Origin of the sequence: Tahibacter sp., from assembly GCF_035481375.1 — a bacterium.
Taxonomy (GTDB): Bacteria; Pseudomonadota; Gammaproteobacteria; order Xanthomonadales; family Rhodanobacteraceae; genus Tahibacter.
In genome coordinates this window covers 17528-36649 of the sequence record NZ_DATIGT010000206.1, presented here as the reverse complement: position 1 = coordinate 36649, position 19122 = coordinate 17528, and the positions used below count along the sequence as shown (strand labels likewise).

General features: G+C 66.9%; 18 protein-coding genes, 1 tRNA gene and 1 pseudogene. 9 read left to right on the top strand and 11 right to left on the bottom strand.

Annotated elements, in window-relative coordinates; translation table 11 throughout:
* Positions 1–58: 58 nt before the first annotated feature.
* Positions 59–532, bottom strand: coding sequence for a tRNA (adenosine(37)-N6)-threonylcarbamoyltransferase complex ATPase subunit type 1 TsaE (gene tsaE, locus VLF18_RS13535; RefSeq protein WP_325280153.1), 474 nt, complete (start codon positions 530–532; stop codon positions 59–61).
* Positions 525–2012, bottom strand: a complete 1488-nt coding sequence (locus VLF18_RS13530; RefSeq protein ID WP_325280152.1) for an NAD(P)H-hydrate dehydratase — start codon at positions 2010–2012, stop codon at positions 525–527. The genes tsaE and VLF18_RS13530 overlap by 8 nt, the downstream gene beginning before the upstream one ends.
* A 120-nt stretch (positions 2013–2132) precedes the next feature.
* On the opposite strand from VLF18_RS13530, the gene queG reads away from it, so the two are divergent.
* Positions 2133–3194 (top strand): tRNA epoxyqueuosine(34) reductase QueG, encoded by a 1062-nt coding sequence (gene queG, locus VLF18_RS13525; RefSeq protein ID WP_325280151.1) that lies wholly within the window; start codon positions 2133–2135, stop codon positions 3192–3194.
* Here the strand turns inward: queG and pgi are convergent.
* From pgi to pcnB, 6 genes and pseudogenes are all read right to left on the bottom strand, one after another.
* Positions 3186–4811, bottom strand: a complete 1626-nt coding sequence (gene pgi, locus VLF18_RS13520; protein ID WP_325280150.1) for a glucose-6-phosphate isomerase — start codon at positions 4809–4811, stop codon at positions 3186–3188. The genes queG and pgi overlap by 9 nt on opposite strands.
* Before the next feature lie 197 nt (positions 4812–5008).
* A pseudogene (gene panD / locus VLF18_RS13515) lies at positions 5009–5376 on the bottom strand (aspartate 1-decarboxylase).
* A 499-nt stretch (positions 5377–5875) separates the two neighbouring features.
* The gene (gene panC, locus VLF18_RS13510) at positions 5876–6724 is read right to left on the bottom strand and encodes a pantoate--beta-alanine ligase (protein WP_325280149.1); all 849 of its coding nucleotides are present in this window, start codon (positions 6722–6724) and stop codon (positions 5876–5878) included.
* Between the two features lies 1 nt (position 6725).
* The gene (gene panB, locus VLF18_RS13505; protein ID WP_325280148.1) at positions 6726–7550 is read right to left on the bottom strand and encodes a 3-methyl-2-oxobutanoate hydroxymethyltransferase; all 825 of its coding nucleotides are present in this window, start codon (positions 7548–7550) and stop codon (positions 6726–6728) included.
* 89 nt (positions 7551–7639) lie between these two features.
* A complete protein-coding gene (folK, locus tag VLF18_RS13500; RefSeq protein ID WP_325280147.1) occupies positions 7640–8149 on the bottom strand; it encodes a 2-amino-4-hydroxy-6-hydroxymethyldihydropteridine diphosphokinase in 510 nt (169 codons plus the stop codon).
* Positions 8146–9480 carry a polynucleotide adenylyltransferase PcnB gene (gene pcnB, locus VLF18_RS13495; RefSeq protein ID WP_325280146.1) on the bottom strand — a complete coding sequence of 445 codons (1335 nt, stop codon included), beginning with the start codon at positions 9478–9480 and terminating at the stop codon, positions 8146–8148. Before pcnB ends, folK begins: the two co-directional genes overlap by 4 nt.
* Before the next feature lie 124 nt (positions 9481–9604).
* On the opposite strand from pcnB, the gene VLF18_RS13490 reads away from it, so the two are divergent.
* Together VLF18_RS13490 and fdxA are read left to right on the top strand one after the other, a co-directional pair.
* Positions 9605–9680, top strand: a tRNA-Glu gene (locus tag VLF18_RS13490).
* Positions 9681–9721: 41 nt separating this feature from the next.
* A complete protein-coding gene (fdxA, locus tag VLF18_RS13485; RefSeq protein WP_325280145.1) occupies positions 9722–10045 on the top strand; it encodes a ferredoxin FdxA in 324 nt (107 codons plus the stop codon).
* 12 nt (positions 10046–10057) lie between these two features.
* Here fdxA and VLF18_RS13480 read toward each other — a convergent pair whose 3' ends face one another.
* A complete protein-coding gene (locus VLF18_RS13480) occupies positions 10058–10600 on the bottom strand; it encodes a hypothetical protein (RefSeq protein ID WP_325280144.1) in 543 nt (180 codons plus the stop codon).
* A gap of 45 nt (positions 10601–10645) precedes the next feature.
* Complete coding sequence (gene dapA, locus VLF18_RS13475; RefSeq protein ID WP_325280143.1) at positions 10646–11527, bottom strand: 4-hydroxy-tetrahydrodipicolinate synthase; 882 nt, start codon at positions 11525–11527, stop codon at positions 10646–10648.
* A 121-nt stretch (positions 11528–11648) separates the two neighbouring features.
* On the opposite strand from dapA, the gene VLF18_RS13470 reads away from it, so the two are divergent.
* From VLF18_RS13470 to VLF18_RS13460, 3 genes are all read left to right on the top strand, one after another.
* Positions 11649–12233: a glycine cleavage system protein R gene (locus VLF18_RS13470; RefSeq protein WP_414717226.1), complete on the top strand. Its 585-nt coding sequence runs from the start codon at positions 11649–11651 to the stop codon at positions 12231–12233.
* Between the two features lie 2 nt (positions 12234–12235).
* On the top strand, positions 12236–12697 hold the full coding sequence (locus VLF18_RS13465; protein ID WP_325280141.1) for a peroxiredoxin: 462 nt from the start codon (positions 12236–12238) through the stop codon (positions 12695–12697).
* Between the two features lie 79 nt (positions 12698–12776).
* Positions 12777–14168 (top strand): PhoH family protein, encoded by a 1392-nt coding sequence (locus VLF18_RS13460; RefSeq protein WP_325280140.1) that lies wholly within the window; start codon positions 12777–12779, stop codon positions 14166–14168.
* Positions 14169–14300: 132 nt separating this feature from the next.
* Here VLF18_RS13460 and VLF18_RS13455 read toward each other — a convergent pair whose 3' ends face one another.
* Entirely contained in the window at positions 14301–15347 is a 1047-nt protein-coding gene (locus tag VLF18_RS13455) for a hypothetical protein (RefSeq protein ID WP_325280139.1), read from the bottom strand.
* 286 nt (positions 15348–15633) lie between these two features.
* Here VLF18_RS13455 and thiD point away from each other — a divergent pair, with 286 nt between their 5' ends.
* Genes thiD through VLF18_RS13440 form a run of 3 tightly spaced genes read left to right on the top strand, consistent with a single transcriptional unit; the run spans position 15634 to position 19089 of the window.
* Positions 15634–16461 (top strand): bifunctional hydroxymethylpyrimidine kinase/phosphomethylpyrimidine kinase, encoded by an 828-nt coding sequence (gene thiD / locus VLF18_RS13450; protein ID WP_325280201.1) that lies wholly within the window; start codon positions 15634–15636, stop codon positions 16459–16461.
* 16 nt (positions 16462–16477) lie between these two features.
* Positions 16478–16762 carry a hypothetical protein gene (locus tag VLF18_RS13445; RefSeq protein WP_325280138.1) on the top strand — a complete coding sequence of 95 codons (285 nt, stop codon included), beginning with the start codon at positions 16478–16480 and terminating at the stop codon, positions 16760–16762.
* Positions 16759–19089: a hypothetical protein gene (locus tag VLF18_RS13440; protein WP_325280137.1), complete on the top strand. Its 2331-nt coding sequence runs from the start codon at positions 16759–16761 to the stop codon at positions 19087–19089. The genes VLF18_RS13445 and VLF18_RS13440 overlap by 4 nt, the downstream gene beginning before the upstream one ends.
* Positions 19090–19122: the final 33 nt, after the last annotated feature.

Genomic DNA, 19122 nt, shown 5'->3' with positions numbered 1-19122 from the left:
TTTCGTTGCAAAACACTGAGCTGGCCGAGTTTCTTTGGGGGATGGTCAGAAACTCGCTTCAAGCGGCGGAATGAAAGGCGCTTGTGGCGGCGAGCCAGGCACTGCCGCGCCTGCTCACGGGCCGTGCCGAAAGCAGCCGGCCGGAAGGCGCATGGGCGAGTTCGAGCACGAGATCCGGTGCCGGCAGGGCGTCGCCGCCGCGCTCGGGCCACTCGATCAGGATAAGGCTCGGTCCGTCCTGCAATTCCGCGAGCCCGAGCCATTCGAGTTCGCCCGCATCGGCGATGCGATAGAGGTCGAGATGGTGGATAGCCAGGCTATCGACGCGATAGGACTCGACCAGGCTGTAGGTCGGGCTCTTGACGCGCCCGGTCACGCCGAGCGCGCCGAGCAGCGCGCGCGCGAACGTGGTCTTGCCGGCGCCGAGGTCGCCGTGCAGGTGGATCGTGCCGCCGCCGCGCAGCTGCGGCGCGAGCGCCGCGGCAAGTCCGGCGACGGCATCCTCGTCGGCGAGGTGCAGCGGCTCAGCCACGCGGACCACCCCCGAGCACGCGCCGCAGCGGCACGAACAGATCCGACGCGAGCAGCCCCGCGCCGTCGCGCGCGGCGATGTCGCCGGCACGCGCGTGCGCCGCGGTGCCGAGACAGGCCGCGTCCCAGGCATCGAGACCCTGCGCGAGCAGCGCCGCGACGACGCCGGTCAGCACGTCGCCCATGCCGCCGCTGGCCATGCCCGCGTTGCCCCAGGGACAGACGGCGACGCCGTTGCCCGGCGCCGCGATCACGCTGCCGGCGCCCTTGAGCACGACCACGGCGTGATAGCGCTCGGCGATGGCCTGCGCCGCGGCGTAGCGGTTGGCCTGCACGCTGGCCGTGTCGCTCGCGAGCAGACGCGCGGCTTCGGCCGGATGCGGCGTCAGCACGGCCGGCACGGCAAAGCGGCGCGGATGGCGCGCGAGCAGGTTCAATGCGTCGGCATCGAGCACGACGGGCTTGTCGCTGCCGAGCGCGCGATGCCACACCGCGTGCCCCCAGGAGCGCTGGCCCAGACCGGGACCGAGGGCCAGCGTCGTCGCGCGCGCGAGAACGCTGTCGAGGTCCTGCGGCCCCGCAACGGCCGCGACCATGAGTTCCGGGCGTGCCGCGAGCAGTGGCGAGAGATGTTCCGGCTGCGTCGCGACGCTGACGAGACCGGCGCCGCAGCGCAACGCGGCTTCGCCTGCGAGGCGTATCGCACCACCCATGCCGTGGTCGCCGCCGATCGCGAGCACGTGGCCAAATTCACCTTTGTGCACATTGCGTGCGCGCGGCGGCAGGCGGCGCCGCACGACATCCCAGTCGAGCAGATGAGCGCCGGCGCGTTCTTCCTCGAAGATCGTTTCCGGCAGATCGAGCGGCGCAAGTTCGCAGTCGCCGCAGGCGTCGAGTCCCGCGCCGGTGTGCTGGCCGCGCTTCCAGCCGATGAAGCTCACGGTTGCCGCGGCCTGCACGCAGCTGCCGAGACTCGCGCCGGTATCGGCGGATATGCCTGAGGCAATGTCGAGCGCGAGCACCGGAACGCCAGTCGCGTTCAGCGCGTCGACAATCTGCACGGCGGCGCCCTGCAGCGGACGGTTGAGGCCGATACCGAACAGCGCGTCGACGTAGACATCGGCCAGCGGCAGCGAGTGCTCGCCGGCGAACGGGTGGACGAAGCCCCCGGCCGCGCGCCACGACTCCGCGGCGGCCTCGGCGTGCGAATCGGCCGGCGGCGCGAGCGCGATCACGCTGACGTCGCGGCCCGCCTGGCGCGCGAGCGTCGCGAGCAGATAGCCGTCGCCGCCGTTCTTGCCGGCGCCGCAGCAGACCGCGATGCGCAGCGCCTGCGGCCAGCGCCGGCACAGCGCATCGAATGCCGCGCGCGCGGCACGCTGCATCAGGGCCGGACCGTCGAGTCCTTGCGTGGCGCCGGCCGCGGCATCGATGCGACGCATCTGCGCAGCGGTGTAGAGACTACGGGAAGGGATCGTCATGGCGGGATTATTGACTGGTGGCGGCGCGGTTGTAATCGACAGGCGCGAAACCGCGTCCGAACGCCGCAACGCGCCGGCGCGCATCGCAGTCGCCTACAATGCGCCGCCACGCCGCGCGCCATGAACTACATCGACCTCGCCAATCGTATCCGCCGCTGGGGCGCCGAACTCGGCTTTCAGCAGATCGGCATCGCCGGCACCGAACTCGCCGCCGACGAGACGCATCTGCTGAACTGGCTCGACGCCGGCCGCCACGGCGAGATGGACTACATGCAGCGCCACGGCACGAAACGCAGCCGCCCGCAGGAACTGCAGCCGGGCACGATCCGCGTGATTTCCGCACGCATGGACTATGCGCCGCCCGGCATCGCGCACGGCTGGGACGTGATCGGCGACGCATCGCTCGGCTACGTGTCGCGCTATGCGCTCGGCCGCGACTATCACAAGCTCATGCGCAACCGGCTGCAGCAGCTCGCCGACCACATCGCAGCCGAGACCGGACCGTTCGGCTATCGCGCCTTCGTCGACTCGGCGCCGGTGCTCGAACGCGCACTCGCGCGCGATGCCGGCCTCGGCTGGATCGGCAAACACACCTGCCTGATCAACCGCCACGCCGGTTCGTGGTTCTTTCTCGGCGAACTGTATACCGACCTGCCGCTGCCGCCGGACGAGGCAGCGAGCGCGCATTGCGGCACGTGTACGCGCTGCATCGACATCTGCCCTACCCAGGCCATCGTCGCACCGTATCAGGTCGACGCGCGCCGCTGCATTTCGTATCTGACGATCGAACTGCACGGCAGCATCCCGCTCGAATTCCGCACGGCGATCGGCAACCGCATCTACGGCTGCGACGACTGTCAGCTGATCTGCCCCTGGAACAAATTCGCGCAGCCCACGGGCGAAGCGGATTTCGCACCGCGGCACCGGCTCGACGGCGCAGCGCTGATCGGCCTGTTCGCCTGGAGCGAGGATGAGTTCCTTCGGCGCACCGAGGGCTCGGCGATACGCCGCATCGGCCACGAACGCTGGCTGCGCAACATCGCCGTCGCGCTCGGCAACGCGCACGGCTTGTCCGGCGTCGTCGCCGCGCTGCGCAGCCGCGAGCAGCATCCGTCGGAACTCGTGCGCGAGCACGTGCGCTGGGCGCTTGAACAGCACGCCGCGGATACGGCCTCAGCGTAACGAACGGATGGTTTCGATGAGACCGCGCGTCGACGCGTCGAACGACTCCGGAACCGGCGCGCCGGTCAGCGCCGGCAGGATGGATTTCGCGAGCACCTTGCCGAGTTCGACGCCCCACTGATCGAATGCGTTGATGTCCCAGAGCAGCGCCTGTACGAGCACCTTGTGCTCGTACAGCGCGATCAGCGCGCCGAGGCTCTCGGGCGTCAGCGCATCGAGCAGCAGCGTCGAACTCGGACGGTCGCCCGGGAACGTGCGCTGCGCCGCGAGCGCCTCGCGTTCCGCCGTAGTTCCCGACGTGGCTTCGGAGAGCGCGGTTTCGGTGGTCTTGCCGAGCGCGAATGCGGCACCCTGCGCCAGGAGATTCGCGAGCAGCGCGTCGTGGTTGTCCGCGAGCGGATGCGCCGCGCGCACGGCGCCGATGAGGTCGAGCGGCACGACGTCGCTGCCCTGATGCAGCGCCTGGAAGAAGGCGTGCTGCGCATTCGTACCGACGCTGCCCCAGACGACGGGCACAGTCGCCTGACGCAGCGGCTCGCCGTTCTGGCCGACGCGCTTGCCGAGGCTTTCCATTTCGAGCTGCTGCAGGAACGCCGGCAGCTCCGCGAGACCGTCGAGATACGGAATCACGCCATGCGCGGCATGACCGAGACCGTTGCGGTTCCAGACGCCGATCAGCGCCAGCAGCACGGGAAGATTGTCGTGCCACTCCGCCGTGCGGAAGTGATCGTCCATGAGCGCCGCGCCGCGCAGGAATGCGCGGAAGTTCGGCATGCCGATCGCGATCGCGAGCACGAGCCCGACCGCCGACCAGACCGAATAGCGTCCGCCGACGAAGTCCCACATCGGCAGTACGCGTTCCGCGGGAATGCCGAGCGCGCGCGCCGCTTCGACATTCGCGCTGACCGCGACGAAGTGAGCCGCCGCGCGCGATTCGTCGCCGCCGTACGCCTGCGCGATCCAGCGGCGCAGGACAGCGCCGTTGAGCAGCGTCTCCTGCGTCGTGAAGCTCTTGGACACGAGCAGCACGAGCGTGCGCCGCGGATCGAGCCGGCGCATCAGCGCTGCGGTTTCGTGGCCGTCGACGTTCGGCAGGAAGTGGCAGGCGAAGCGGCCCGTCGCGTAGCCGCTCAACGCTTCGACGGCGAGGCGCGGACCGAGATCCGAACCGCCGATGCCGAGATTGACGATGTCCGTGATGCCCGCCGGAATGCCGAACGCGCCGGTGTCGTCACGCTCCAGCGCGTCGACGAGTTCGCTCATGCGCTTGAGCGTCGTCGCGATTTCGTCGGCGACGGCTTGCGGCGCCGTCGACGGCAACTGCGACTCGCAGGCGCGCAGCGCCGTGTGCAACACCGGCCGCTGTTCGGAACGATTGAGCACGTCGCCGCGGAACATCGCGTCGCGACGCTGTTGCCAGCCGCATTCCTGCGCAATCGTACCGAGCGCCTGCAGCGCCGTGTCGTCGAGCTTCTGTCGCGAAAAGTCGAGCAGCAGAGGCCCGGCGCGGCGCGAGAATCGTTCGAACCGTTGCGGTGCCGCGAGCAATTCGCGCAGATGCACGGGGGCGAGGCGCGCGGCTTCCCGCGCCAGAATGTCGAGCTGTCCGGCCAGCATGTCGTTCCTTGGGCTTTTCGATGCACGCGGGCATCGGCTGCGTCGATCTTAAACAGCGCAGCCGCACCCGGTCGACCGTCGGAAACGCGAAAAACCCAGCAAAAAAAGCCAATGTCCGGACAGCGGGCTCGCCGCCGCGATGCGGCAGGGGACGCGAAGCACGGCCGCGTCGACGGACATCGCCGCCGCCGTCGGCTTCAGGCGGCCTGTTTCGGAATCGAATGGTTCGTGTGCGTCATGCGGTTGTTTGCATCGACGTAGACGCAGGTTGGCTTGAACCGGGCGAGTTCCGCTTCGCCGGGTTGCGCCTACGCGCAGAGGATGACGAGATCACCCGGATTCGGGAAAGGCGCGTCCGCGCCGTTCACCGAGATGACGCCGGAACCTTCGCCGGCGCGAATGGCAAAGGTGGCGAAACGGTGCCATTGTCGACGTCGCGGATGTGGACCTGTTCGTACTCGCGGATTCCCGACGCGTCGAGAAGGTCGCCGTCGATCGCGCAGGAACCTTCGTAGTGCGGTTCGGCGTGAGTGACGGCCACGCGGCAAAACTTGGCCCTGAGCATCCGCAGGCGCATGGCGAGTCCGATGGAAAGCGCGAAACGCGCGAATCGACGCGACCGGCCTGGCTGTCATCGGAGATGGCGTTCGACGTCGCGACGACCTGGCCGTTGCCGAAAAACAACAAGCACAGAAGTATAGCAACGCCCCCGCGACGCCCCGGCAATGAAACCCGCGGGATCAGCCGGACGGCCGTTGCGAAAACACCATACAGGGCGATGCGCCGGCGCCGTGGCGCGCAGCGCGCTCGATCCGTCGCACGACAGATGATGCAACTAGCTGATTGAGTTGGGAATGACGGCCGAAGACACAGCCGAATCGGACGCAAAAAAAACCCCCGCCGAAACCGGCGAGGGGTGAATCGGAGTGACGATTACCTGAACAATGCGCCCTGCGGCCACCAGGACAACGATAACGTTGCGAAAACCCCAGTGGCTGTGGCGACACTACCACAGGTTTTGCGCAAACGCTACCACTTCGTGAAGTACGCCACACTAACCGGCCTCAGCCGCCGATCGCGAGGTTGTCGATGAGCCGTGTCGCTCCGAGGCGCGCGGCAATGAGCGCGACCAGACCCGAGCGCTCGCCGGGAACAGGGTCGGTCAGGTCGACGGCACGGCGGATCGCGGCGTAATCGACGCGGAAGCCTGCGGATTCCAGCGCGTCGCGTGCATCGCGCTCGATCGCCGAAGCCGCGTCGCCGCCCAGTACCGCGTCGCGCATCCGGCACAACGTCGCATAAACCTGTGCCGCCTGCGGACGCTCCTGTGCACTCAGGTACTGGTTGCGCGAGCTCATCGCGAGGCCGTCCGGTTCGCGCATCGTTGCGACATCGGCGATCTCGATGGGCAGGCACAGGTCAGCGACGAGGCGTCGTATCGTCAGCAGCTGCTGATAGTCCTTGCGGCCGAACAGCGCGACATCCGGCTGCACGAGATTCAGCAGACGCAGCACGACCGTCGCGACGCCGGCGAAGTGGCCGGGCCGGAAAGCCCCCTCCAGCGTTTCGGTCACGCCTTTCACGTCGACGCGCGTCGCGACTTCGAGACCGAATGGATACATCGTCTCGACGGCGGGCGCGAACAGCAGATCGCAGCCTTCGGCTTGCAACCCGCGCGCGTCGTCGTCGAGCGTGCGCGGATAGCGCGCGAAGTCCTCGTTCGGACCGAATTGCGTCGGATTCACGAATACGCTCGCGACGACGCGATCGGATCGCTCGCGTGCGGCGCGGATCAGCGAATAGTGGCCGGCATGCAGGTTGCCCATTGTCGGGACGAGCGCGACGCGCAGGCCTTCGCTGCGCCAGCGAGCCGTCGTCGCGCGCAGCTCTGCGGCGGAATGAATGCGATCCATATCAGTAACTGTGTTCGGAAGCCGGAAATGCGCCGCTGCGCACCGCGTCGGCATAGGCATGCAGCGCGGCCTGGACGGAGTCGTGGCCGGCGAGAAAATTCTTGCTGAAACGCGGGCGCTTGCCCGGCGTGAGTCCGAGCAGGTCGTACATCACGAGCACCTGGCCGTCGCAATGTGGGCCGGCACCGATGCCTATCGTCGGAATCGAAATCGCAGCCGTGATGCGCTGCGCAAGCGCCGACGGCACGCATTCGAGCACGAGCAGGTCGGCACCGGCCTGGGCGACGCTGCGCGCGTCGTCGAGCAGACGCTCGGCGCGATCTTCGTCACGCCCCTGCACGCGATAGCCGCCGAGCTTGTGCACCGACTGCGGCGTCAGACCGAGATGCGCGCAGACCGGAATGTCGCGCTCGCTCAGTGCATGAATCACGTCGGAGGCCCACCCGGCGCCCTCGAGCTTCACCATCGCCGCGCGGCCTTCGCCGATGAGTCTGGCGGAACTCGCATACGCCTGCTCGCGCGTCGCATAGCTCATGAACGGCAGGTCGGCGATCAGCAGCGCGGTGTGCAGTCCACGCGCGACGGCCGCGCTGTGATAGACCATGTGATCGAGCGTGACGGGAAGCGTGCTCGATTCGCCCTGGACGACCATGCCGAGCGAATCGCCGACGAGTACCACGTCGATGCCCGCCGCATCCACCGCCGCCGCGAAACTCGCGTCGTAGGCCGTCACCATGACGATTTTCTCGCCGGTCCGCTTGCGCGCGTGAAGCTGCGGCACGGTGACGGCGTTGCGTGATGGCGCGGTCGCGGGATTGGCGTACACGCGGAACTCCTGCACGGGAAATGTCGATTATCAACCCATCGGCTCGACATCGAAAAGATGCGAATCCGGACGGACGTGCTCCGCGAGCGCTAGGCCGACGGCTCCGTCTCCGGCAGCGATTCGAGCCGGCGGCATTCACCGGCGTCGATGCGCGCAAGCAGGTCCGCGACACGGCCCTGCCCCGGCACGACGCATTCCGAGGCGATTTCCGCGAGCGGCGCGAGTACGAACGCACGCTGCGCCAGATACGGATGAGGCACACGCAAGGCGGCGGCGCAGATTATGTCCTCGCCATAGAGCAAGATATCGAGATCGAGCGCGCGAGGCCCCCAGCGCGCGCCGTCGCGCACCCGGCCGGCGTCGCGCTCGATTCGCAGCAGCTCGTCGAGCAGCGCCCGCGGATCGAGTGATGTATCAATTTCCACAACGGAATTAATAAACGCGGGCTGCTCGTGCAGGCCCCACGGCGGCGTGAGGTAGTGACTCGAACTGCGCACGAGACGCGTGTTCGGCAGCGCGCCGATTCGGCGCGCTGCCTGCGCAACAGCCAGCCGCGAGTCGCCGAGGTTGCTGCCGAGGCCGATGAATGCGCGCGTCACGAATCGGTCGGAGGTGCGCCGTCCGCGCTGCCGCCCGACGGCTTGCGCCGACGCCGGCGGCGGCGCTTGCGGGCGGCGGGCCGTGGAGCCGACGTGTCGGACACGGCCGAAGCCGGTTGCGCGAGCATGTCGCCGAGCGCGGCCGGATCCGTCAACTGCGCCTGCTCCCACCACTGGGCGAGTTCCGCAAGCGCCGGATCGGCTTCGCCGCGCACGGCGAGGAAATCGAACGCGGCACGGAAGCGCGGATGCGTCAGCAGACGCACGACCCGTTTCTTCACGCGCTGCTCGAAGCGCGGCTGCAGCGCCCAGATCTCTTCCATGACAAGCGAGAAGCGGCGCGGAATCGCGACGCGCGCCGTCTGCTCCTGGACGACGGCGTCGGCCGCATTGCCCCAGGCGTGCTGCGGGTCGGCGCCCGAAGCGATCGCGCGCTCGGCGCGCTCGCGCACGCCGCCCCAGAGCAGCAGTGCAAACAGGAATGCCGGCGTCACCGATTTGCCGGCCTGCACGCGCTGATCCGTGTTGGCGAGTCCGTGTTCGACGAGGCGGCGGAACTCGTCGCCGTGCGGCCGCCGCAGCGCCGCAGCAGCCGACGGGAACACGAACTGCAGCAGACCGCTGCGGTCGAGTTCGCGAAAGCTCGCGAGCCCATGACCGGACAGGAACAGTTTCAGCGACTCGTCGAACAGGCGTGCCGGCGCCGCATCGCAGAGCAGCTGACCGAGCCGCGCGAAAGGCTGCTCCGCGCTCTCGTCGATCCGAAAGCCGAGTTTCGCCGCGAGGCGCACGGCGCGCAGCATGCGGACCGGATCCTCGCGATACCGCTGCTCGGGCTCGCCGATCAGATGAAGCTCTTTCTTTTCGAGATCGGCCATGCCGCCGACATAGTCGCGCACGCTGAAGTCGGCGATGTTGTAGTACAGCGCATTGACGCGGAAATCGCGCCGGATCGCGTCTTCCTCGATCGAGCCATAGACGTTGTCGCGCACGATGCGGCCGTCCACGACATGCCGGTCGGCATTGCCTTCCTCGCCGATGCCCCGGAACGTGGCAACCTCGACGATCTCCTGGCCGAACACGACGTGCGCGAGGCGGAAGCGGCGGCCGATCAGGCGGCAATTGCGGAACAGTCCGCGCACCTGCTCGGGCGTTGCATTTGTCGCAATGTCAAAATCTTTAGGGTGTCCGCCGAGCAGCAGGTCGCGCACGGCGCCGCCGACGAGAAACGCCTCATAGCCGGCCTCGTTCAGCCGATACAGCACGCGCAGCGCGCCGTTGCTGATATTGCGCCGCGAAATGCCATGCTGATCGCGCGAAATGATGCGCAACTGCGGACGCTGCGGCTGCTCTGCAGCAGCGGTTTGCGCGGGTTTTTCCCCGCTTCGACGCAACCCGCGAGGAATTGCCCGTCGAATGAATTCCGTTATACTTCGCACGCTTGATCCTCGACGCGCTCCCTTCGTCTAGTGGCCTAGGACATCGCCCTCTCACGGCGAGAACAGGGGTTCGAACCCCCTAGGGAGCGCCACTTTACTCCCCTTGTTCCTACTCAGCAGGCTCGGTAGCCACATGCCTTTCGTTGTCACCGAAAACTGCATCAAGTGCAAGTACACCGATTGCGTCGAAGTATGCCCGGTGGACTGCTTTCATGCCGGCCCGAACTTTCTCGTGATCGATCCCGACGAGTGCATCGACTGCACACTGTGCGAGCCCGAGTGCCCGGCCAACGCGATCTACCCCGAAGACGACGTTCCCGCGGGCCAAGAACATTTCATCGCGCTCAATGCGGAACTGGCCAAGGCCTGGCCGGTGCTGACCGAACGCAAAGACCCGCCTGCCGACGCCAAGGAATGGGACGGCAAGCCGGGCAAGTTGAATCTGCTGGAGCGCTGAGCCCAGAGAGGCTCAGCCCAACCGCTCTCGCAACACCGCAACGACGCGCTGTACCGCCGAAGCACCGCCGCTGACGCTGACGCGGCTGCCGCCGCCGTCGGCACTGACGCCGATATTCACCGTCTCCGTAATGGTGTCGACCTTCTTGCGCGTGAACAGGCGCTTGAAGAAACCGCCCTCGTCGCGCGTGCGCTTCGTCGTCACCGTCAGCGAATAAGTATGCGCACTCTCGTCGCGGGCACTGATGCTGCCGAGATCGCCGGCGCGCTCGATCGCAGTACCGACGCGCTGCCAGGTGCTGTCGACCGTATCAGCAACGTTGAGGCCGTCGATGCCGGTCGGGCCGGCGGCGCGTGCCGAAGCCCGCGGTGTACCAGCGGCCGGGACGACGAGTTCGCCGCGGCTCGGCGGCGCATCGAGGTCCGGCGGAATTTCGAGCGGGCGGGCCTCGGCGGCCTTGTCCCATTCGGACTTCGATTTAAACAGGCTGCAGCCCCCGGCCAGGGGAATCAGCGCAACGAGCAGCGCAATACGTATCGCGGACTTCGAGTTCACAGGAAAACCTTGGATAAGTCTTGGACGTAGGGCCGACCGGCAGCGTCAAGCCGCCGCATCTTGCAGGTTCATCAGCAGATCGCGCAAGCGATCCTGGTGGTTCGGGGACAACTCGGTCAGCGGCAGGCGCGGTCGCGAACTGCCGATTCCCTGCAGTGCCAGTCCCCATTTCAGCGGAATCGGGTTGGATTCCACCCCAAGCGCGTCGAACAGAGGCTGAAGCTGCGCGTCGAGCGCCGCCGCTGCGTCGCGCCGGCCGCCGCGTGCCGCATCGCAGAGCGCACGAAACGGTACCGGCACGAGATTGTTCGCGACGGAAATCACGCCGTCGGCACCCGCAAACAGGCTGCGCAGCGCGGTCGAATCGTCGCCCGAAAGAACGCGGAACGTATCGCTGCGCAGCGCGAGGAGATCTTCGATGCGCTGCGCATCGGCAACGGCTTCCTTGATGCCGACGACGTTCGGATGCGCTGCGAGCCGCGCCACGGTGACCGGCAGCAGATCGCAGCCCGTGCGCCCGGGGACGTTGTACAGAACGACAGGAAGACCGGCGTCGGCGACTTCAACGTAATGCGCGCAGAGCCCGTCCTGCGTCGGACGCACATAGTAAGGCGTGACGACGAGCGCCGCGTCGGCGCCGAGGTCTTTCGCCTGGCGCGTGACGGCAATCGTTTTCGCGGTATTCGCGCCGCCGGTTCCGACGAGAACAGGAATCCGGCCGGCGATCCGACGCACACCGAAGCTGACGAGTTCTTCGAATTCGCCGTCGGTGAGCGCGTGCGCTTCGCCGGTAGAGCCCGCAATGACGACGGCCTGCGTGCCGCCCGCGATCTGGCGTTCGATCAATCGCGCGAAGGCATCGAGATCCAGCGTGCCGTCGGAACCAAACGGAGTCGCCAGCGCACAGATGCTTCCGGAAAGGTTCAAAGCGCGGGTTCCCGGCTCGGGACAAAGAGCGGCGCATGTTACTTGCGGCCCCCAGGTGTGGCAAGTATTCTGCGGTCACTGCCGGCGCGATTCGGCACCACCTTCAGGCGACGCACGGACTGTGAAGCAAGCAGGTAAATCCGCCTTGACCGAAACCGCGCCACGCCCGCCGGCGAACGAGAACTACCTGCTCATCAACGCGTTCGCGCCGCAGCCGGAATCACCGCTCGTCGCGGTCACGCGCCGTATCTCCGAATGCGGATGCAACCTCGTCGACGCGCGCGTCGCCGCACTCGGCTCCGACATCTCGGTACTCGCGCTCGCGGTCGGTCCCTGGGACGCGATCGCGAAACTCGAGAACGCGCTGAACAAGCTCGAACGCGGCGAAAACCTGCGCATCACGCATTTCCGCACGGGCCCCAAGCCCATGCAGAACACGCTGCTGCCCTACGTCGTCGAAGTCATCGCCGCCGACCGCTCCGGAATACTGCACCAGCTCGCCGAGTTCTTCGGCCGCCGCGGCATCACGATCGAACAGCTGCACTCCTCGCGCTACCGAGCGATGCAGACCGGCGCCGACATGTTCTCGGCGCAGGTCACGATCGGAATTCCGTCGACGACGCATATCGCCGCACTGCGCGACGACTTCCTCGAGTTCTGCGACGGGCTGAACCTCGATGCCATCATGGACCCGATGAAGTTCTGAACATGCTCGAACCCGGCGACAAGGCTCCCGCGCTGACCGGTACGACCGCCGATGGAACGCCGCTGAAGCTCGCTTCGCTGCGCGGCAAATGGGTGGCCGTATATTTCTATCCAAAAGACAACACGCCGGCCTGCACCAGCGAGGCGCAGGATTTCCGCGACCTGCAGGCCGACTTCGGGCGGCGCAACGCGGTCATCGTCGGCGTGTCGCGCGACACTGCCCGCATCCACACGAATTTCGCCGCGAAACAGAAGCTCGGTTTCGCGCTGATCGCCGACACCGACGAAGCCTGGTGCAAAGCCTTCGACGTCATCCACGAGAAAGTGCTGTACGGCCGCCGCTATCTCGGCATCGTACGCAGCACGTTCCTGATCGATCCGACCGGCCGCATCCGCCAGCGGTGGAGTCCTGTCAAGGTGCCAGGCCATGCCGCCGACGTGCTCGGGAGCATCCCGGGCGCGTGAACGCTTCCGCGCACGAATGCAGTTCCGCAATGCCGGCCGCGGCCGGTGCCCTCTTCTTCTCCCCGCCCGAGGCTGACGCATGACCCGAGGCAAGCGCATCTACGTGCTCGACACGAACGTGCTGATGCACGACCCGACCTCGCTGTTCCGCTTCGAGGAGCACGACGTCTTCATTCCGATGACGGTGCTCGAAGAACTGGACAATGCAAAAAAAGGAACATCCGAAGTATCGCGCAACGCGCGCCAGGTCAGCCGCTTCATCAACGAACTGATCGAGCATGGCGGCGACCGGAAGATCGAGGAAGGCCTGGACCTGGTCTCGCCGCAGGGAGTCAATCTCAAGCGCGGCAAGGCCGTCGGTCGCCTGTATTTCCAGACGCGCGCGCCGGAAGCGAGCGCAACCAAGGTCAAGGCGGACAACCAGATCCTTGCCGCGGTACTGATGCTGCGCGAGCTCTACCAGCGCGTGCCGGTCGTGCTGGTGACCAAGGACATCAACCTGCGGATCAAGGCGTCGATCTACGGCATCACGGCCGAGGACTACGAAAACGACCGTGCGCTCGACGATTTCAGCCTGCTCTATTCCGGCCACACCGAACTCGCCGAGGGCTTCTGGACGCTGCACCAGAAAGACCTGAAATCCTGGCAGGAACGCAATCACACGTTCTACGAAATCAAGCTGCGCAAGGACGAGAACTGGTTTCCGCATCAGTGCCTCTACATTCCCGACGGCGATGACATGCTCGAGCTGCGCGTGATCGAAGTGCGCGACGGCCGCGCACGTCTGCGGCTCATGGACGACTACACCGGATCGCACAACGTCTGGGGCATTACCGCGCGCAATCGCGAGCAGAATTTTGCACTGAACCTGCTGATGGACCCCGACGTGGATTTCGTCACGCTGCTCGGTACCGCCGGCACCGGCAAGACGCTGCTCGCGCTCGCCGCAGGACTCGCCCAGGTCATGGATCAGCAGCGCTATCGCGAAATCATCATGACGCGCGCGACGGTCTCGGTCGGCGAGGACATCGGTTTCCTGCCCGGCACCGAGGAAGAAAAAATGACGCCGTGGATGGGCGCGCTGACGGACAATCTCGAAGTGCTGACGAGCCCGAGCGAAGGCGGCGCCTGGGGGCGCGCGGCCACGAACGACCTGCTCGCCTCGCGCATCAAGATCCGTTCGCTGAACTTCATGCGCGGCCGCACTTTCCTCAGCCGCTACGTCATCATCGATGAGGCGCAGAACCTCACGCCCAAGCAGATGAAAACGCTGCTGACTCGTGCCGGCCCCGGCACGAAGATGATCTGCCTCGGCAACGTCGAGCAGATCGACACGCCGTACCTGACCGAAACGACGTCCGGCCTCACCTACGCCGTCGACCGCTTCAAGGAATGGCAGCACAGCGCGCACATCACGCTGCGTCGCGGCGAGCGCTCGCGCCTTGCGGACTACGCGTCGGAGAAGCTGTAACTGCCGGGAATCGGGAACGGAGAGTCGGGAATCGCAAGGGCCCTCCCCGCTCGGCGATTCCCAATTCTCCGCTCACGCATAGAAAAAAAGGGGGCTTGCGCCCCCTTCAAAGCCCATGGAGTGTGAAACAGGTCAGAAGCGCGTCGCCCAGACGGCTTCGAATTCGAGCTGGTTGCCGGCGAGTGCGTTGCGCGCGGCGTAGTTGGTCGGCAGGCCGAACAGATACTGCGCGGGCGCGTAGTTCGCGATGAAGCGCAACTGGCCGTTCGGACCGATCCAGCGCGAGTAGCTGAGATCGAGGCTGTAGTTCGACACGTCGCCGAGCAGCCGGTCGAGCAGCGGCGAGGTCGGTGCCGGCTGCGTACGCGTGCTGTAACGCAGCGCCACGTCGCCGTTGTCGCCGCCGTGCCAGACCGACGACACGCTGTAGACGTCGAGATCGCTCCACTCGAATACGGGGCTGGCGCCGCTGCCGAGCGCCGCGAGGAAGCGGCGCGGCAAGGTCGGGCTCGTGAACGCACGCACTTCGCTGTACATGACGCGCTCGAGGCCGAGTTCGAAGCTGAGCCACGGCGCGACACCGATGCCAAGATTCAGGCCGGCGCTCGCAGGAATGTCGAAGTCGCCCGGATCGGCGTAGACGCCGCGATAGCTGTTGAACGCATCCATGTTGACGCGCGACTGATAGCTCGCCGTCCACCGCAGGCGCTGACCCGTCATTTCGCTGAGTTCGACACGGACGCCGCGGCCGTAGGCAGCCGTCGACGGCCCCTGCGTGAATCCGACCTCGCTGCCGCTCTCTTCCGCCGTTGCGCCGAACGTGGCGTTCGCGAAACGCTGGTACGCAAACAAGGCGGCGACCGACCAGCGACCGCTGTCGCCCCAGCCGCGCACGTACGACGGCGCGACGATATAGCGATGCAGGCCGGGACGCGATTCGGGAATGAGGCGCGGAACGATGCCGTCGTCGCCGAGGCGGCTGTTCGGCACGTCGTCGACGATGCCGCTGCGGACGGAAACGCCGATCAGCGCATTGCTGCCGATCGCGGCGTAGGTGGAACGGGTATTGCGGGCCGTCGCAAGCTCGAGCAATTGCGGCGCGACAGCCGGGGAATCGGATTCGGCCCAGGCGAAGTCGGGCTGGATGCTCTGGCGGGCATACTCCTGCCAGCGCTGCATGACCGAGTCACTGCCGACCTGAGCCAGAGCTGCCGGGGCGAGAAAATAGAAAGGGAGCGTCAGGCCAAAACTGATCGCTCCCATCGACTTCCTCAACGCTGCTGTTGCGTTTGCCCGGTGCATGACCCTGCCGCTTGGTCCATGGCTTGTGGTGACTGTCGGAGCGGAGTTTGGCGATAACGCAACACCGCGTCAAGTACGCAACACTACCGATTTGCGAGTTCTGGCGGTCATTTGCGCAGAAAACGACCAACGCCAAGTGTTTCATGTTGCAGGATTACAACAGATGCCCACATCGACGTACCGCCCCTGCGTGCTCACTGTTGCCGGGTCCGACTCCGGCGGCGGCGCCGGCATCCAGGCCGACCTCAAGACCTTTCACGCCCACGGCGTCCACGGCGCGAGCGTGCTGACCGCCGTGACCGCCCAGAACACGCGCGCCGTCACCGCCGTGCTCGCGTTGCCACCGCGGATGATCCGCGCCCAGATCGACGCGGTCCGCGACGATTTCGCGATCGCCGCCTGGAAGACCGGCATGCTGGCCGACGCACGCACGATCCGCGCGATCGCGCGGGGAATGCGCGACGCCGGCTCGGTCTATGTCATGGATCCCGTCATGATCGCGACGAGCGGGGCTTCCCTGCTCGAAGACAGCGCCGTGTCCGCGCTGCGCGCAGAGCTTCTCCCGCGCGCACGGCTCGTCACGCCGAATCTTCCAGAAGCCGCCGCGCTGTCGGGCCGGCCGATACGCCGCTCCGGCGACATCGACCGCGTCGCGGCCGACCTGATCGGCGCGGGCGCGGGTGCGGTCCTCGTCAAGGGCGGGCACCAGCGTGGCGCCGACGTCGTCGACCGGCTCTACTGCGACGGGAAGCGCCACGAATTCGTTCATCGGCGTCTCGCGCGAAACGGCCATGGCACGGGTTGCACGCTCGCGGCCGCGATCACGGCCAATCTCGCGCTGGGTTTCGATCTCATCGACGCCTGCGCGAGGGCGACCGACTACGTCCATGCCGCGCTGGACGCAGCCTATCGCCCCGGCCGCAGTACCATCGACGTACTCGACCACGGCGTCGCCGTGCCCGCACGGCGGCGCCGTCGCGCCGGTCGATGAGCAAAGGAGCCATGCCATGAAAACCACCGCTTTCCTCGGGTTGGCGCTGCTGACAGCACTGCCCGCCACTGCCGCGACGCAACCCGAATTCCTGCCGCTGGCAGGCGCCAAGGACGCGGCACACGCGAAGAACGGCCCCGTCATGCGTTCGCCGCTGGCGCAGACCATTCCGGCACCGATCGTCAGCCAGGCCCAGGCCGTCCCGACGGCGGACGGCGGCATCCAGATCAAGTGCAGCGAAGTGCCGAATCCCCGGCTGCGCGATACCGACGCGCGCGATCAGGCGGGGCCGCGGCAATGACGGCGCGCCGACTTGCCGCCGCGCTGCTCGCGGGTTTCACCGGAGCCGCCGCCGCGGCGCCGACGATCGGACTGCAGAACGGCCAGCCCGTCAGCTTCCTGATGCCCGGGTCGAGCTTCTCGACCTCGTACTACGTCGATGTCGGCGCGAGCGATGCGCAGCTTCAGATCGATCTCGACAACCTCGGCCAGGACGACGTCGATGTCGTCCTGCGCTATGGCACGCCGTTCGCCGATCAGACCGCGAACGAAGGCGCCGCGCCCGACGGCGATCTGTTTCTCGACTATGCGCACTACTGGGGACTGAGCCCGAGCGGCGACGAGCGCGTGATCGTGCAGAAGTCGAGCACGATCCCGCTGCGCGCCGGCCGCTGGTATATCGCAGTGCTGAACCAGACCGCCGCGCAGCAGAACCTCTCGTTGACCGCGACGCTGCGCGGCACCGTGCCTCAGGCAACCATCGGCTTCGGCTATTCGAGCAGCGACGGATGCTCGCAGGCCGCCTGGTTCGACACGACGCCGGCAACGCCGGTCGACGGCAATGCCGGGACGACGCTCGGCGAGCAGCGCCGCAACGCCCTCGAACATGCCGGGCAACTGCTCGCGTCGCAATTGAAGCTGCCGGTCGCGCTCAAGGTGAAAGCCTGCTGGGAACCGCTCGGCGGCAACCGCACGGACGGCGCGCGCATCGCATTCGCCGGGCCGACCGCCTACGTCTACGACAGCGCGGATTTCAGCGTGCCGTGGCTGCCGGACAAATACACCTGGTACGCGGTGACGGAAATGGTCCGCCGCAGCGGCGCGAGCCAATGCGCGACGTTCAGCAACGACTGCGCGAGCGCGTTCGACATCACGGCGACGTTCAACAGCGACATCGATCCGCCGGCCAACGTCATCGGCGCGCCGTTCTACTACGGCCTCACCGGTGCGAACAAACCGGCGAATTCGATCGACTTCGTGACCACGACGATGCACGAGCTGACTCACGGCCTCGGCTTCCTGAGCCTCGTCAACGTCGATCCGGAAGACAGCCAGCCGCTCGGGTCCCGGGTACGCGCGTCGAACGGACTCGCGTACGACGACGCGTTCAGCCGCCAGCTCGTACTCGTAAATCAGCAGACGCGAACCTACAAGCCGTTCCTCGGTGTCGATACGAGCGACGCGGAACGCGCGACCGGGCTGATCACGGTCGACTCCGTGCGCTGGGCCGGCATGGAAGCAGCCGCATCGCCGCTCAACGACAGGCGCAATGAAGCGGTGCCCGGCAATTTCCCGTCGCTGTTCACGCCGTGCGAACGCGAGGCACCCGGCGACCCGTGCACCACGCTGCCCGGATCGACGCTGTCGCACACGGTGCAGCCGGGCGACCTCATGAACGCCTACGACACGGGGCTCTCGAACCGGAGCCTCGGTCTCGCGCTGCCGATGCTGAACGCACTCGGGTGGTCCAACGACGACACGCCGGCACCGACCTATTCGATACCCGTCGCGGGCAACTGGTACGACCGCACGCGCGGCGGTCACGGCCTCGATTTCCAGCTCTACGCCCGCGATGCCGTCGCCGGAGATTTGTACTTTGTTATTTTCTACACATTTGAAAACGACAACCTGCCCGAATACTACCTGGCGCTCGGCAGGCTCGTCGACGGCAAGTTCATCGGCGCCAAGCAGGGCAACGGCATCGCGCTGATGAAGCTGCGCTACAACGCGGCGACGCGCCGTACGGAAATCGATCGCACGTCCGCCGGCCAGCTGTTCATCGATTTCAATCAGGCGGCCCAGTCGCCGGCCTGCCGCGTGGTCGATCGCAGCGGCGCCGGCGCGCTCGCCGTCATGAAGTGGAGCATCCGCAACGAAAACGCGACCTGGTGCATCGAACCGGCCGTGCTCGCGAGTTCGCATACGGCGCCCGATTTTTCCGGCCACTGGTACAGCGGCAACGGGAACGATCTCGGCTGGGGCATGGAGCTGCTGAGCATCAAGGGCGCCGGCGGCCAGAACCAGCTCGTCGCCGTCGTCTACTACCCGGACCTGCAGGGACGTTCGCGCTGGGCGATCACCGCGCTCAGCGACGTGAATCTCGCGAACACGCCGCTGCTCACGCTCAACGAAGTGGCGTCGGGCTACTGCCGCACCTGCGCGGCGCCGCCGGGACCGGCGCAGGTCCGGGCCGTCGGCACGATACAGCTGAAGCTCACGCAGCCCACGCGCGTCGAACCGGCCGACGGCGTCAACCGCGTCAGCATCGCGATCCTGATTCCGGGCGTCGCGGATTTCCGCCGCGACGACGTGCCTCTCACGCTGCTGTCGGCACCGCCCGGCCAGTAGCGCGCCCCGCGCAGACAAAAAAAGGCGTGCCCT